9 protein-coding genes are annotated in these 13,067 nt (G+C 66.9%); 7 read left to right on the plus strand and 2 right to left on the minus strand.

Annotated features, from left to right (window positions below):
• Position 1 precedes the first annotated feature (1 nt).
• The gene (locus tag KF715_00230) at positions 2 to 661 is read left to right on the plus strand and encodes a hypothetical protein (GenBank protein MBX3735087.1); all 660 of its coding nucleotides are present in this window, start codon (positions 2 to 4) and stop codon (positions 659 to 661) included.
• A 73-nt stretch (positions 662 to 734) separates the two neighbouring features.
• Positions 735 to 2,030, plus strand: a complete 1,296-nt coding sequence (locus tag KF715_00235; protein MBX3735088.1) for a bile acid:sodium symporter family protein — start codon at positions 735 to 737, stop codon at positions 2,028 to 2,030.
• Here the strand turns inward: KF715_00235 and KF715_00240 are convergent.
• Positions 2,027 to 3,079, minus strand: a complete 1,053-nt coding sequence (locus KF715_00240; protein MBX3735089.1) for a LacI family DNA-binding transcriptional regulator — start codon at positions 3,077 to 3,079, stop codon at positions 2,027 to 2,029. The two genes, KF715_00235 and KF715_00240, sit on opposite strands and share 4 nt — an antisense overlap.
• A 112-nt stretch (positions 3,080 to 3,191) precedes the next feature.
• On the opposite strand from KF715_00240, the gene KF715_00245 reads away from it, so the two are divergent.
• The 5 genes from KF715_00245 (at position 3,192) to KF715_00265 (ending at position 11,968) form a co-directional block, all read left to right on the plus strand.
• Positions 3,192 to 4,868, plus strand: a complete 1,677-nt coding sequence (locus KF715_00245; GenBank protein ID MBX3735090.1) for a ribulokinase — start codon at positions 3,192 to 3,194, stop codon at positions 4,866 to 4,868.
• 56 nt (positions 4,869 to 4,924) lie between these two features.
• The gene (gene araA / locus KF715_00250) at positions 4,925 to 6,439 is read left to right on the plus strand and encodes an L-arabinose isomerase (GenBank protein MBX3735091.1); all 1,515 of its coding nucleotides are present in this window, start codon (positions 4,925 to 4,927) and stop codon (positions 6,437 to 6,439) included.
• 107 nt (positions 6,440 to 6,546) lie between these two features.
• Complete coding sequence (gene araD / locus KF715_00255) at positions 6,547 to 7,245, plus strand: L-ribulose-5-phosphate 4-epimerase AraD (GenBank protein ID MBX3735092.1); 699 nt, start codon at positions 6,547 to 6,549, stop codon at positions 7,243 to 7,245.
• 16 nt (positions 7,246 to 7,261) lie between these two features.
• The gene (locus KF715_00260) at positions 7,262 to 7,825 is read left to right on the plus strand and encodes a hypothetical protein (GenBank protein MBX3735093.1); all 564 of its coding nucleotides are present in this window, start codon (positions 7,262 to 7,264) and stop codon (positions 7,823 to 7,825) included.
• A 165-nt stretch (positions 7,826 to 7,990) separates the two neighbouring features.
• The gene (locus KF715_00265; GenBank protein ID MBX3735094.1) at positions 7,991 to 11,968 is read left to right on the plus strand and encodes a hypothetical protein; all 3,978 of its coding nucleotides are present in this window, start codon (positions 7,991 to 7,993) and stop codon (positions 11,966 to 11,968) included.
• 96 nt (positions 11,969 to 12,064) lie between these two features.
• Here KF715_00265 and araH read toward each other — a convergent pair whose 3' ends face one another.
• On the minus strand, positions 12,065 to 13,060 hold the full coding sequence (araH, locus tag KF715_00270; protein MBX3735095.1) for an L-arabinose ABC transporter permease AraH: 996 nt from the start codon (positions 13,058 to 13,060) through the stop codon (positions 12,065 to 12,067).
• Between the last annotated feature and the right edge of the window lie 7 nt (positions 13,061 to 13,067).

Consider the following 13,067-nt stretch of genomic DNA (forward strand, 5'->3'; position numbering starts at 1 on the left):
CATGAAACGCAAGACGCTCGCCCTCGTTCACACTTCCGCGACGCTCGTCCCGGTCTTTCAGCAGCTTTGTCAGACGCACCTGCCGAAGGTCGACACGTTCAACATCGTCGACGACAGCCTGGTCCGCGCCATCGGCGCAAAGGGCGGTCTCACCGCCGACATCGCGCGCCGCGTGCAGTCCTATATCACGTCCGCCGAGGCGGGCGGCGCCGATTGCGTGCTCGTGACTTGCTCGTCGATCGGGCCGGCGGTCGAGGCGTCCGCGGCATTTGCCGCCGTGCCGGTGTTGCGGGTCGACCAACCGATGGCTGACCAAGCCGTGCAAACGGGCCGGCGCATCGGTGTGATTGCGACGCTGCCCACGACGCTCAATCCGACGAAGGATCTGGTGCAACGCCGCGCGGCCGCTGCGAGCAGGAGCATCGAGCTCCGCGCGGTGTTGGTCGAAGGCGCATTCGATGCGCTCATGTCCGGCGACGCGGCGAAGCACGACGCGCTCGTCGCCGCCGCGTTGCGCCAACTCGCGGCGCAGGTCGACGTGATCGTGCTCGCACAGGCTTCGATGGCCCGCGTGGTCGACACGCTCGCGCCGGAAGATCGCCGCATTCCGATCCTGGCCAGTCCGCCGCTCGCGATCGCGCACCTCGCGACCATGCTCTGATCGCCGCACCGGCATTCCGCCGGCACTCACGTTTCCCTCCGGCGGGAGGCCGGCGTCACATTCCCCATACCCCATGCACGCTGTCCGCAAACTCTGCCTCGGAATCGCCGCCGCGTCGCTCGCCGCGACGCTTGCCGGTCTCGTGCTCGGTCAGCCGGGACTGTGGTCGCCGGCCGCTGTGTTGGCCGCAGTTACGCTCGCGCTCGGCCTCGGCGCGGTGCCAGAGCTCAAAGGTTACCAGTTCACGGCATGGATCGTCGCGGCGGTGGTCGCGGCGATGATTTTTCCGGGCGCGTTCCTCAAGGTCGGCGACTTCGATCTGCGCAACAAGTGGCTTATCCTGCTCGTCGTCCAGACTGTGATGTTCGGCATGGGCACGCAGATGAGCCTGCGCGACTTCTCCGGAGTGGTGAAGACCCCGCGCGGCGTGCTCGTGGGCCTGATCTGTCATTTCTCGGTGATGCCACTGGTGGGGTTCGCGCTGACGAAGCTCTTCGATTTTCCGCCCGAGATCGCGGCCGGCATCATCTTGATCGGATCGTGCTCCAGCGGCCTGGCCTCGAACGTCATGGCGTATCTCGCGCGCTCGAATCTCGTGCTTTCGGTCACCGTCACCGCGATCACGACGCTCGTGGCGCCGTTCCTGACGCCGCTGTTGATGAAGCTGTTCGCCGGCGCCCTGGTCGAAGTGAAGTTCCTCAACCTGATGGTCGAGATCATCAAGATCGTCATCGTGCCCATCGCCGCGGCGCTGATCCACGATCACCTCAAACATCGGCCGACGGCGCTGGCGCGCTGGGTGAACGCCCAATGGCTCACGACCGGCGCGTGCCTGTTCATTTTTCTCCTGCGCGATCACATCCTCGTCACCACGCTGCCCGACAGCGTGCAACTCGCGATCGAGCTCTCCGGCTTCCTGCTGGCTGCGGTCGCGGTGGGCGTCGCCTATCACCGCCTCACGCGCTGGCTGCCGAAACTCGACGCACTGATGCCGCAGCTCTCGATGGCCGGCATCGTCTACTTCACCACGGTCACGACGGCGGCGGGACGCGACAATCTCCTCAAGGTCGGCGCGCTGCTCTTCATTGCGTCGGTGCTGCACAACGCGGCGGGCTATTTCTTCGGCTATTGGCTCAGTCGCGCCGCCGGACTCGACAAGAGCTCCGCGCGTTCCGTGGCCTTCGAGGTCGGCCTGCAGAACGGCGGCATGGCCTCCGGACTCGCCGGCGCGATGGGCAAGCTCGGCACGGTTGGCCTGGCCCCGGCCATCTTCAGCCCGTGGATGAACATCTCGGGTTCGATCCTGGCCAACTTCTGGCACAAGCACCCGGTGGACGACGCGCCCCCGCCCGACAGAGGAGAAAGTTAACTCGCGACCGTGGCGCCCGCGCGTTGGGCGACTCGCTTCACCGTCTTGCCCGGCTGCCAGGAAGCGCCAATGAGCGTCGCGCGGGGGAACTCCGGCACGCCGCACTCGTTGTTGTGCAGGTGGCTGATCACCATGTCGACGGCGGCCTCGCCCGTGCGGTCGTTGTGTTGGTCCATGCCCGCCCAGTCGCCATCCTCGGCGCGGCGCTCGAGTTGGAGCAGGCCGAGATCGCGCGGGACTTTCAGGCCCCGCTCCTCGATCAGGCGACGGACGAACCGGTAGAGCGTGAAGACGACGTCGGGGCGCTCGCGCGTGAGCCAAGCGTAGAATTCGCGCGGGTCGTTGCGCGCCGCCTCCACGGCGTAGAACGGTGCGACGCGGTCGCGCAGCGGGAGACTTTGCTGGCCGATCATCATGCCCGAGGTGAAACGGCCTTCCACGAGCCGGTCGATGCGCTCGTCGATCACGAGCGCCGGCCGGCGATAGCCAAGCGCGAACGCCCGTTCGCAGGCCTGCAACACGAGCGCGTGGTGATCGACACAACAGAATGAGAGCGTCGGCTCGTGCGTGCGCACGCCAGTGACGACACAGGTGTGCGCGCGCCACGTGCTCGCGAAGCGCTCCGGCAGGCGGTTCTCTTCCATGAGACCGACGACGATGACGCCGCGGATGCCGCGGGCGCGCAGGATGCGGTTGAGGCGCGCGCCGTCGAGTTGCGGGTCGTGCAGCCAGAATTCGTCGACGCCGTAGCCCTGCGCGGTGGCGCGACGGCGGATGCCGGCGATGTAAGTCGGGATCGTGGGGTGCGTGCGAAAGGCGTCGCGGTCGCGGTGGGCGTTGAGGACCGCGAGCGTGTGCTTGGATTTCCCCTGTGCCTGCTTGCGCAGCTCGGACATGAGGTGCGCGACCACGGGATTGCGGGAGTAGCCGAGGCGCTGGGCGGCGGCGTGCACGCGCTCGCGGGTCTCGAGCGGGATCTGCGGGTCGTGGCGCAGCGCGAGCGAGACGGTGTTCTTCGACACTTTCAGTTCGCGGGCGAGGATCGCCATGGTGACGGCGGGCATGGCGCCACGCTACGGAGAGACACTTGACGGTCAAGTGCCCGCGCATTCGCTCCGACTTCGCGCGGGTCTACGCTGCGGCCGCTGTCCCGCTCTCCCCATGGCCCAAGACGTTTTCTCGCTCGGCATCGATTACGGCACCAATTCGGTTCGCGCGCTCGTCGTGCGTTGCCGCGACGGCCGGGAGTTCGGCTCCTGCGTCGTGAATTATCCCAGCGGCACGCAGGGCGTCTTGCTCGATGCCCGCGACCACAACCTCGCGCGCCAGCACCCAAGCGACTATCTCGTCGGCTTGGAAAAGTCGGTGAAGGGCGCGCTGGCGCAGGCGAAGAAGCAACGCGGATTCTCCGCGGCACGGGTGATCGGTCTCGGCGTCGACACGACTGGCTCGAGTCCGATCCCCGTCGATGCGCGCAATGTCCCGCTCGCGCTCGACCGGAAATGGGAGAGGAACGCGAACGCGCAGTGCTGGCTTTGGAAAGACCACACCAGTTGGCGCGAAGCCGCGAAGATCACGGAACTCGCCGCGCAGCATCGTCCGCAATTCATCGCGAAGTGCGGCAACACGTATTCCTCCGAGTGGTTTTGGGCGAAGCTCTGGCACTGCCTCAACGTCGATCCCAAGGTCTTTGCCGCGGCCTATTCCTGGGTGGAGCTGTGCGACTGGATTCCGTCCGTGCTCGCCGGTGTGACCGACCCGCGCGCCGTGAAGCGCGGAGTCTGCGCCGCCGGACACAAGGCGCTCTACGCGGCAGAGTGGGGCGGGTTGCCCGACAAGGAGTTTCTCGCACTGCTCGATCCACGGCTCGCCGAGCTGCGCGATCGTCTCTACGAAACGGCGCACGATGCCAGCGAATCCGCCGGCAACTTGTCGCCTGAGTCCGCGAAGATTCTCGGCTTGCCGGTCGGCATCCCGATCGCGATCGGCGAGTTCGACGTGCATTACGGCGCCATCGGCTGCGGCGTCGCGGAAGGCACGCTCGTGAAGGTGATCGGCACGTCCACGTGCGATTGCGGTGTGGTTTCCGCGGCGCGGACCGTGCCCGACATCCCCGGAATCTGCGGCATCGTGAAGGGCGCCATCCTGCCGGGCTTCTACGGCATCGAGGCCGGCCAGAGCGCAGTGGGCGACATCTTCAAATGGTTCGTCGAAGGCGTGCTTCAGGACGTGAAGCTCCACGCCGCGCTCACCGCCGAAGCGGCGAAGCTCGCGCCCGGTCAAAGCGGTCTGCTCGCGCTCGATTGGAACAACGGCAACCGCACGATCCTCGTCGATCAGCGCCTCACCGGCCTGCTCGTCGGCCAGACGCTCTATACCACACAAGCGGAGATCTACCGCGCGCTGATCGAGGCGACGGCGTTCGGCGCCCGCGCGATCATCGAGCGCATCCGCGAATACGGCGTGCCGATCGATCGCGTCGTCTGCGCCGGCGGCATCGCGGAGAAGAATCCGCTGCTGATGCAGATCTACGCCGACATCACCGGTTGCACGATGCTCGTCGCCGGTTCGTCCCAAGCCTGCGCGCTCGGCTCGGCCGTGAGCGCCGCGGTGCTCGCGGGTGCGCACAAGGATTTCCCGACGGCCCAGCGCAGGATGACTTCGCTCAAGAAGGTCGCCTACAAGCCGCGCAAGGCCGCGCAGAAAACCTACGACCAGCTCTACGCGCTCTACCGCCAGCTCCACGACAGCTTCGGCGGCAAAGCCAAGTCCGCCGATCTCTCCAGCGTGATGAAGGAACTGCTGACCATCAAGGAGCGAGTGGCGAGTAGCGAGTAGCGTGCACTCCGCACCTCCGCTTCGTCCCTCCTCGCTACCCGCTCTCACTACTTTCCATGAAACTTCTCTCCACTCCCGAAATTTGGTTCGTCTGCGGTTCGCAGCACCTCTACGGCCCCGGCCCGCTCAAGCAGGTCGCCGCCAACGCCCAAGCCGTCGTCGATGGACTCGTGAAATCCAAGCGCCTGCCTCTCCCGCTTAAATTCAAGGCGCTCCTCGTCGACTCCGACCAGATCGCCAAGGTCTGCCTCGAGGCCAATGCCGACGCCAACTGCGCCGGCCTCGTGCTCTGGATGCACACCTTCTCGCCCTCGAAGATGTGGATTCGCGGCCTCACGTCGCTGAAGAAGCCGTTCCTCCACCTGCACACGCAATTCAATCGCGACCTGCCGTGGTCGACGATCGACATGGATTTCATGAACCTCAACCAAGCCGCGCACGGCGACCGCGAGGCTGGGTTCATCCACACGCGCCTCCGTCTCGGTCGCAAGGTTGTCGTCGGCCACTGGAGCGACAGCGAAGTGCAGGACCGCGTCGGCGCCTGGATGCGCGCGGTGCGTGGCTGGCACGACTGGCAGGGCGCGAAGTTCGTGCGCTTCGGCGACAACATGCGCCAGGTTGCCGTCACCGACGGCGACAAGGTTTCCGCCGAGATGAAGTTCGGCTTTGCGGTCAACACGCACGGCATCGGCGACCTCGTGGCGAAAGTCTCCGCGGCCGGCATCGACAGGCAAGCCGTCGATGCGCTTTGCGACGAATACGAGCGGACCTACGCGGTCGCGAAGGAGCTGCGCACGGGCGGCAAGCGCCACGAGGAATTGCGCTACAGCGCACGACTCGAACTCGGGATGCGCGCCTTCCTCGAAGAGGGCGGCTACAAGGGCTTCACCGACACGTTCGAGGACCTGCACGGCCTCCGCCAGCTGCCCGGCATGGCGACGCAACGTTTGATGGGCCTGGGCTACGGTTTCGGCGGCGAGGGTGACTGGAAGACCGCCGCGCTCGTCCGCGCCATGAAGGTGATGGGCGCCGGCCTGCCCGGCGGCACGTCCTTCATGGAGGATTACACATATCACCTGTCGCCGAAGGGCCACCAGGTGCTCGGCGCGCACATGCTTGAGATTTGCCCGTCGATCGCCTCCGGCAAGGTCGCGGTCGAGGTGCACCCGCTCGGCATCGGTGGCAAGGAGGACCCGGTTCGCCTCGTCTTCAACGCCCCCGCCGGCCCCGCGCTCAATGCCTCGCTCGTCGATCTCGGCAACCGCTTCCGTCTCGTGATCAACGAAGTCACTGCCGTGAAACCACCCGCGCTGCCGAAACTCCCCGTCGCGCGCGCCGTGTGGGAATGCAAACCGGACTTCAAGACCGCCTGCGCCGCGTGGATCTACGCCGGCGGAGCGCACCACACCGGCTACAGCTACGTCGTCACGAGCGAAATGCTCGAGGACTTCGCGACGATCGCCGGCATCGAGACGGTGCACATCAACGCCGACACGACGCTCCCGCAGCTCAAGCAGGACCTCCGCAACAACGAGGTCTACTACCACCTGAGCGGTGGTTTTCGCGCCTGAGCCTCCAAAATCGCTGTAGCGAGCAGTGAGTCGCGGGCAGCGAGCATACGCCCCGCATCTTTCTACTCGCTACTCACTACCTGCTACTCGCTACTTCTGCCGTTCCCATGCTGACCGAACTCAAACGCGAAGCCTACGAGGCGAACATTGCACTGCCGAAGCACGGGCTGATCAACCTCACCTTCGGCAACGCCAGCGCCATCGATCGCGCGAAGGGCATTTTCGCCATCAAGCCGAGCGGCGTCGCCTACGCGGCGCTCCGGCCCGACGACATGGTCCTCGTCGATCTCGCGGGTAAAATCGTCGAGGGGAAACTCAATCCCTCCTCCGATACGCCGACGCACCGCCGCCTCTTCGAGGCGTTTCACGAGATTGGCGGCGTGGTGCACACGCACTCGTCGCATGCGACCGCGTTCGCGCAGGCCGGTCGCGAGATACCGATCTTCGGCACGACCCACGCCGACTACTTCAACGGCAACATTCCGGTCACGCGGAAGATGACGAAGAAGGAAATCGGCGGCGGCGCCTACGAGTGGGAAACGGGCAACGTGATCGTCGAGCGATTCCTCGACGACGATCTCGCTCCGCTCGATTTTCCCGGCGTGTTGGTGAACCGCCACGCGCCATTCACCTGGGGCAGGACGGTCGCGAAAGCCGTCGAGACCGCCGTGGCGGTCGAGTGCATCGCGCACCTGGCGCTGATGTCGCTCGCGCTCGAGCCGCGCCTCAAGGCGCTCGAGCCCGAGTTGCTGGCGAAACATTTCCAGCGCAAGCACGGCCCGGGCGCCTACTACGGGCAAAAATAAACCGACACCCAACGCCATGTCACCGCGACGTCCTCCGCGATCGGGCGCGTTCCTGTTGCTGGCCCTCGTCCTCGCCGGCTGCCAACAGCATCCGCTCTACCAGCCGCGCGTCGCTGCGGACGAGCCGGGCTACGAATCCTGGCAGGAATCGGCGACCGTCTACTTTGTGCGCTTTACCGGCGAGCCGGGCATGCGTGCGGCGCAGGTGCGCGATCTCGCGTTGCTGCGCGCCGCCGAGCTGGCGCGCGCCGGAGGCGTGGCCGAATTCGCGGTGGTGAGCGAGCGCGCTTGGACGCGTCCGACTTTTCGCCGCGGCAATCAGGCGCCGCCGGAGTCCCCGTTGGCGTCGCAGCCCGTGATTGACTACAGCCGTGACCAGCAAGAGCAGCGGGAGCGTTCGCGATCGCTCATCGGCGATGGCCCGCCCGTGCGCATCGACATTCCGTTCGTCGAGCTGAAGCTGAACGCGCAGGTCGACGCGACGCTGCGCGCGCAACGCCCCGACGCCGTCTATGCGGTGGCGGAGCTCCTGCGGGAGTTGCCGGTCAAATACGGTTTGCCACTGCCTGAAACCCGCTGAGGCGCGGGCTTAGGATTCCGGCCTCATTCGCACGATTCCCGGCAGCAATTTTCATCGCCCCGGGTAAAGTGTCGCGGCGCGGCCCGATCCCGGTCGCTCGGGTCCGTCCGCTCAGTCACCGAACCGCTGCTCGCCGTGCGCGCCGAATCCTCCCAATCTCCCGCCGTGCTCCTCCGCCGACTGCTCGTGCTGCTCCTGCCGCTGACCGTGCTGCACGCCGTCGCGGCCGATCCGCTGGCCGCCGGCTTCGATGCGCCGCCGCGCACGGCGCGCCCGCAGACGTTCTGGCACTGGATGAACGGCAACGTCACCCGCGAAGGCATCACGCTCGATCTCGAAGCGATGGCGAAGATCGGCGTCAGCGGCGCGATGATCTTCGACGGCAGCGATTACCTGCCGGCCGGACCGGCCGACTATCTCGGGCCGCTCTGGCGCGAACTGATGACCCACGCGATCAAGGAGGGCAACCGGCTCGGCGTCGCTATCAGCATGCACAACGCTCCGGGATGGTCCAGCAGCGGCGGTCCGTGGGTCACACCGGCGATGTCCATGCAGCAACTCGTTTGGACGGAAACGACCGTCGCGGGCGGGCAACACGTCGCGATCGACCTCGTGCGGCCGCAGACGAATCTCGACTACTACCGCGACGCGTTCGTCGTCGCGTTTCCGGCGCCGGCGGACGAGACGGTGCGTTACGAGGATGCGTTGACCCGCGTCAGCGTGGGTGCGACGGAGTTAGACAAGGGAATCCTCAGCGACGGCTCGCTCGCGACGAAGATCGCGTTGGGGCCCGCGGCGCCGCTGCTCCTCGAATTCGCGCAAGCCATCGACCTGCACGCGTTGGCGGCGTTTCCGAGCCCCGGCGGCCGGTTCCCGCGATTGACGGTCGAAGGTTCCCAAGACGGCCGTGAGTTCCGCCAGCTCTGCACGGTCGGCGCGCCGGGCCGGCACGGCATCCTTGCCCCGGCGGTGCGTGGTTTTTCGACGGCGCGGGTCCGTTTCGTGCGTGTCACGGCGTCGTCGGCGGGCGAGTTGGCGGAATTCGTCCTGCATCGCACGCCGCGGATCGAGGATTGGGTGGCGAAGGCGAATTTCGACTATCGCGTCGCCGGCCAACTGGCGCTGCCTGCGTCCGTCGCGTCGACCGCGGCGATCGATCCGTCGACGGTCGTCGACCTGACGGCGCACCTGCGGGGCGACCGGCTCGAGTGGGACGCGCCGCCCGGGGCGTGGATCGTCCTGCGGCTCGGGCACACGGCGACGGGGAAGAACAATGTCGCCGCGTCCGCGGCCGGTCGCGGCCTCGAGATCGACAAGTTCAGCGCGCCGGCAACGCAGTTCCATTTCGCGCAGGTTGTCGCGCGCGTCCTGGCCGATGCCGCAGCGGCGGGGGCGAAGGGGCCGGCCGCCGTGACCATCGACAGCTACGAGGCCGGCATGCAGAACTGGACGGCGGATTTTCCGGCGGAGTTTCGCCGGCGCGCGGGTTACGCGATCACCGGCTACCTGCCGGCGCTGGTCGGACGCGTCGTGGGCGATGCGGGCGTGGCGGACCGTTTTCTTTTCGATTTCCGGCGCGTGCAGGCGGACCTGATGGCGGAGAATTACTACGAGCGCATGCATGCGCTCGCGCGGGAGCGCGGGCTGCGATTCTACGTCGAAGGCTACGGCGCGGCGAACTTCGACGAGTTGCGCGTCTCCGGTCTGCCGGATGTGCCGATGACGGAATTCTGGACGCGCACGCCGTGGACGCCGAATCGCGTGGTGAAGATGGTTTCGTCCGCCGCGCACGTCTACGGCAAGCCCGTGGTCGCTTCGGAGGCTTTCACGGGCGAGTTCAAGACGTCGCGCTGGCTCGAGTATCCCTACGCGCTGAAAATCCTCGGCGACGAGATGAGCGCGCTGGGCGTGAATCACTTCGTCTTTCACCGCTACGCGCACCAGCCGCATCCGACGGCGGTGCCGGGCGTGTCGCTCGGGCCCTACGGGTTTTTCTTCGAGCGCACGAACACCTGGTTCGGCGAAGCGAAGCCGTGGCTCGATTGCATCGCGCGCACGCACTGGATGCTCCAGCAAGGCACCTACGCGGCCGACGTCCTCTATTTCACGGGCGAGCGCAGTCCCGACGTGTCCTCCATGGCGCTGCCGGTCGTGCCGCCAGGTTACAGCTACGATCTGGTCAACACCGACGCGCTGCTCCAACGCGTGCGCGTCGAGAACGGCGAATACGTCCTGCCCGAGGGCGGGCGCTACCAGCTGCTCGTGCTCCCGCCGGATCTGAAGGCAATCCGGCCCGAGCTGCTCCAGAAATTGCGCGCGTTCGTGGCTGCCGGGGCGACACTGGTCGGTCCGCGGCCGCAATTCTCCCCGACGCTCGCCGGTTACCCGGAGAGCGAGCGGGCGATGCTGCGCGACGCGGCGGAACTGTGGGAAAATCCGCGCGTGCTCGAGCGCGCTACGATTGCCGAGGCTTTGGCGCAGCGTGGAGTCGCACCGGATTTCGAGACGCTGTCGCCGAACGGTAGCGCATCGTTTTCGTGGCAGCATCGACGCTTGCCCGAGGGCGATCTGTTCTTCGTCGGCAACCGGCAGCGGCGCGTCGAGGATCTGCTCGCGCTGTTTCGCGGCATGGGCGGCCGGCAGCCTGAAATCTGGCGCACCGAATCCGGCGAGCGCAGCGACGCGGCGATTTTTTCCTCCCGGGACGGTCGCGCCGTGGTGCCCCTGCGGTTGGAACCGGGCGAATCGGTTTTCGTGCTTTTCCGCCATGCGGCGGCGAAGAGCCATCGCTACCTCATGCAGGACGGACGACAGGCGCGGGTTTCAACCGGTTGCACCCTCCAATCGGCGCGGCGGGACAAGGCGCCGAGCCGCAATTTCACCATGGCGGTCTGGGTGAAACCCGACACCGACCTCCGCGTGTTTCCGACGGAAAGCACGACGGGCCGGATCGACGAGGTGGGCAAGTTCTACGCGATCCCCGCCGACCCGGGCGAGGTGCGCTTCGGCACCGGCCATGCGACGGCGGGACTCGCGGTGGGGCGCAATGGCATCTTCGTCGTCGAGCGCGCGCTCGACACCTGCCCGGCGGTGTTGGCGTGGCAGCACCCCGTCTCCGGCTGGACGCACGTCGCGGTCGTCTATCGGGACGGCAAGCCGCAGCTTTTCGTCAACGGCGAGCTCGTGCGCGAGGGACTCGTTTCCGGCAAGATCGTGCATTCGGGCGTCGGCTCGCCGCCGCCGCCGGTCGACTATCCGCTGCATTTTCCCGGCATCGAGGCGCTGACCCGTCAGGCCGGGCAACCGCCACCGCCTTCGCGCGGTCAGGTGTTTTTCTTCGAGGGCAATTTCGTGCCGCCCACGGAGGCCGACCATGCGCTCTCGGGCGATGACCTGAAACGACTGGTTGCGGACGGCGTGCCGCCGCCCGAGGTTCCCGCGGTGACCGAGTTGCGCCGCGAAGCCGACCGCGTCACGGCGTTGGTCTGGCAAGGCGGGCGTTACGCGTTGGACGGTGCGCGCGAGCAAAGCGTCGCAGTGGCCGCGCCCCGCTCGGTCGTCGGGCCGTGGCGCGTGCGGTTTCAGGAAGGACGTGGCGCGCCGGACTCGGTTGAGCTGCCGCGACTGAGATCGCTGCACCTCCACGAGAACCCGGGCGTGAAGTTCTTCTCGGGCACCGCCACCTATGCGCGCACGCTGGACGTGCCGGCGGAATTCGTCGGCGGGAACAAGCGCGTGATCCTCGATCTCGGTCGCGTCGAGGTGATCGCCACTGTGCGCGTGAACGGTCGGAACGCGGGCGCCGTGTGGAAGGAGCCTTATCGCCTCGATGTGACGGACCTCGTGCACGCGGGCGCGAACACGCTCGAGGTGGCGGTCACGAATCTTTGGACGAATCGCCTGATCGGCGACGAGTTTCTCCCCGCGGAAAACGAATACGGCATCCGTGACGAGCAGGGCAACGACCCGCACGGCATCGTGCGCCTGCCCGAGTGGTATCGCGATGGGAAGCCGAAGCCGCCGGGTGGCCGCGTGACGTTTTCCGCCTGGAAGTTCTACGACCGGGACGAGCCGCTCGTGGCGTCGGGACTTCTCGGTCCGGTGCGCTTGCTCAATCCGGTGCGGGTGACTTTCCCCGAGTGAAGGCGCGCATTCCGCCGCGGGGCGGATTGCGGCGTAATGCGCCACAGTGGCGGGAGAGGCGGCGGCCGGTTCGCGCCGCGGAGGGGCGCGACGCCGTCAACTGCGGCGTTGCTTGAGCTGGTCGAGCATCACCGCGGCGAGCAGGATAGCGCCGCGCACGATGTATTGGTAGAACGAGTCGATGTTGAGCAGGTTCATCGCGTTCTCGACGACGCCCATGATGAACACACCGGCGATGACGTGGCTCATGCGGCCGACGCCGCCCGAGAGCGACACGCCGCCGAGCACGCACGCCGAGATGATCGAGAGCTCGCTGCCTTGCGCGGTCTTCGGGTCGCCGATGCCGAGGCGCGCGGCGAGCAACACGCCGGCGAGCGAGGCAACGAGACCTTGCAGCGTGAAGATGGCGACCTTCACGGCGGTGACGTTCACCCCGGCGAGACGCGCGGCCTCCTCGTTGCCGCCGATGGCGAGCGTGTTGCGGCCGAAGGCGGTGCGCTGAAGCACGAAACCGAACAACGCGAACAACCCGAGGCAGACCCAGACCGGGAAGGTGATCTGGAAGACGATCGCGCCGGCGGCGTTGCGGATCACGGGGAAGGCCCAGCTGGCGAGGTTGAGCAGCGCGTCGTTGGCGATGCCGATCGATTTGCCGTCGGCAAAGACGAACGCGATGCCGCGCACCATCATCATGGTCGAGAGCGTCGTGATCAGCGGGTTGATCTTCAGGCGCGCGACGATGGTGCCGTTGAGGAAACCCACCAGCGCGCCGAAGGCGAGCGACGCCGCGATCGCGAGGAAGAGATTGTTCGTCTGGCGCAGGACCAACGCGCAGAGCACGCCGCCGGCGGGGATGATCGTGCCGACCGAGAGGTCGAAATTGCCCGAGGCGAGGCAGAAGAGCATCGTGGTCGCCACGGTGCCGACCATCGAGACCTGCAGGAGCAGGTTCATCAGATTTTCGGGTGTGCCGAAGCCGCGCACGGTGACCCAACAGACGGCGGCGAGCGCGAACAGCACGAGCGTCATGCCGCCGCGGTCGAGCAGCGTGGCGGAGAACGAGGGGGCGGAGGGTTTCTGCACGGAACTCATGTGAAGG

The organism is Candidatus Didemnitutus sp., assembly GCA_019634575.1.
Classification (GTDB): domain Bacteria; phylum Verrucomicrobiota; class Verrucomicrobiia; order Opitutales; family Opitutaceae; genus Didemnitutus.

What these genes read in the sequence shown, in the direction of transcription:
- KF715_00230 (MBX3735087.1), top strand. Translation starts at nt 2, where the DNA reads ATGAAACGCAAGACGCTCGCCCTCGTTCACACTTCCGCGACGCTCGTC.
- KF715_00235 (MBX3735088.1), top strand. Translation starts at nt 735, where the DNA reads ATGCACGCTGTCCGCAAACTCTGCCTCGGAATCGCCGCCGCGTCGCTC.
- KF715_00240 (MBX3735089.1), bottom strand. Translation starts at nt 3,079, where the DNA reads ATGGCGATCCTCGCCCGCGAACTGAAAGTGTCGAAGAACACCGTCTCG.
- KF715_00245 (MBX3735090.1), top strand. Translation starts at nt 3,192, where the DNA reads ATGGCCCAAGACGTTTTCTCGCTCGGCATCGATTACGGCACCAATTCG.
- araA (MBX3735091.1), top strand. Translation starts at nt 4,925, where the DNA reads ATGAAACTTCTCTCCACTCCCGAAATTTGGTTCGTCTGCGGTTCGCAG.
- araD (MBX3735092.1), top strand. Translation starts at nt 6,547, where the DNA reads ATGCTGACCGAACTCAAACGCGAAGCCTACGAGGCGAACATTGCACTG.
- KF715_00260 (MBX3735093.1), top strand. Translation starts at nt 7,262, where the DNA reads ATGTCACCGCGACGTCCTCCGCGATCGGGCGCGTTCCTGTTGCTGGCC.
- araH (MBX3735095.1), bottom strand. Translation starts at nt 13,060, where the DNA reads ATGAGTTCCGTGCAGAAACCCTCCGCCCCCTCGTTCTCCGCCACGCTG.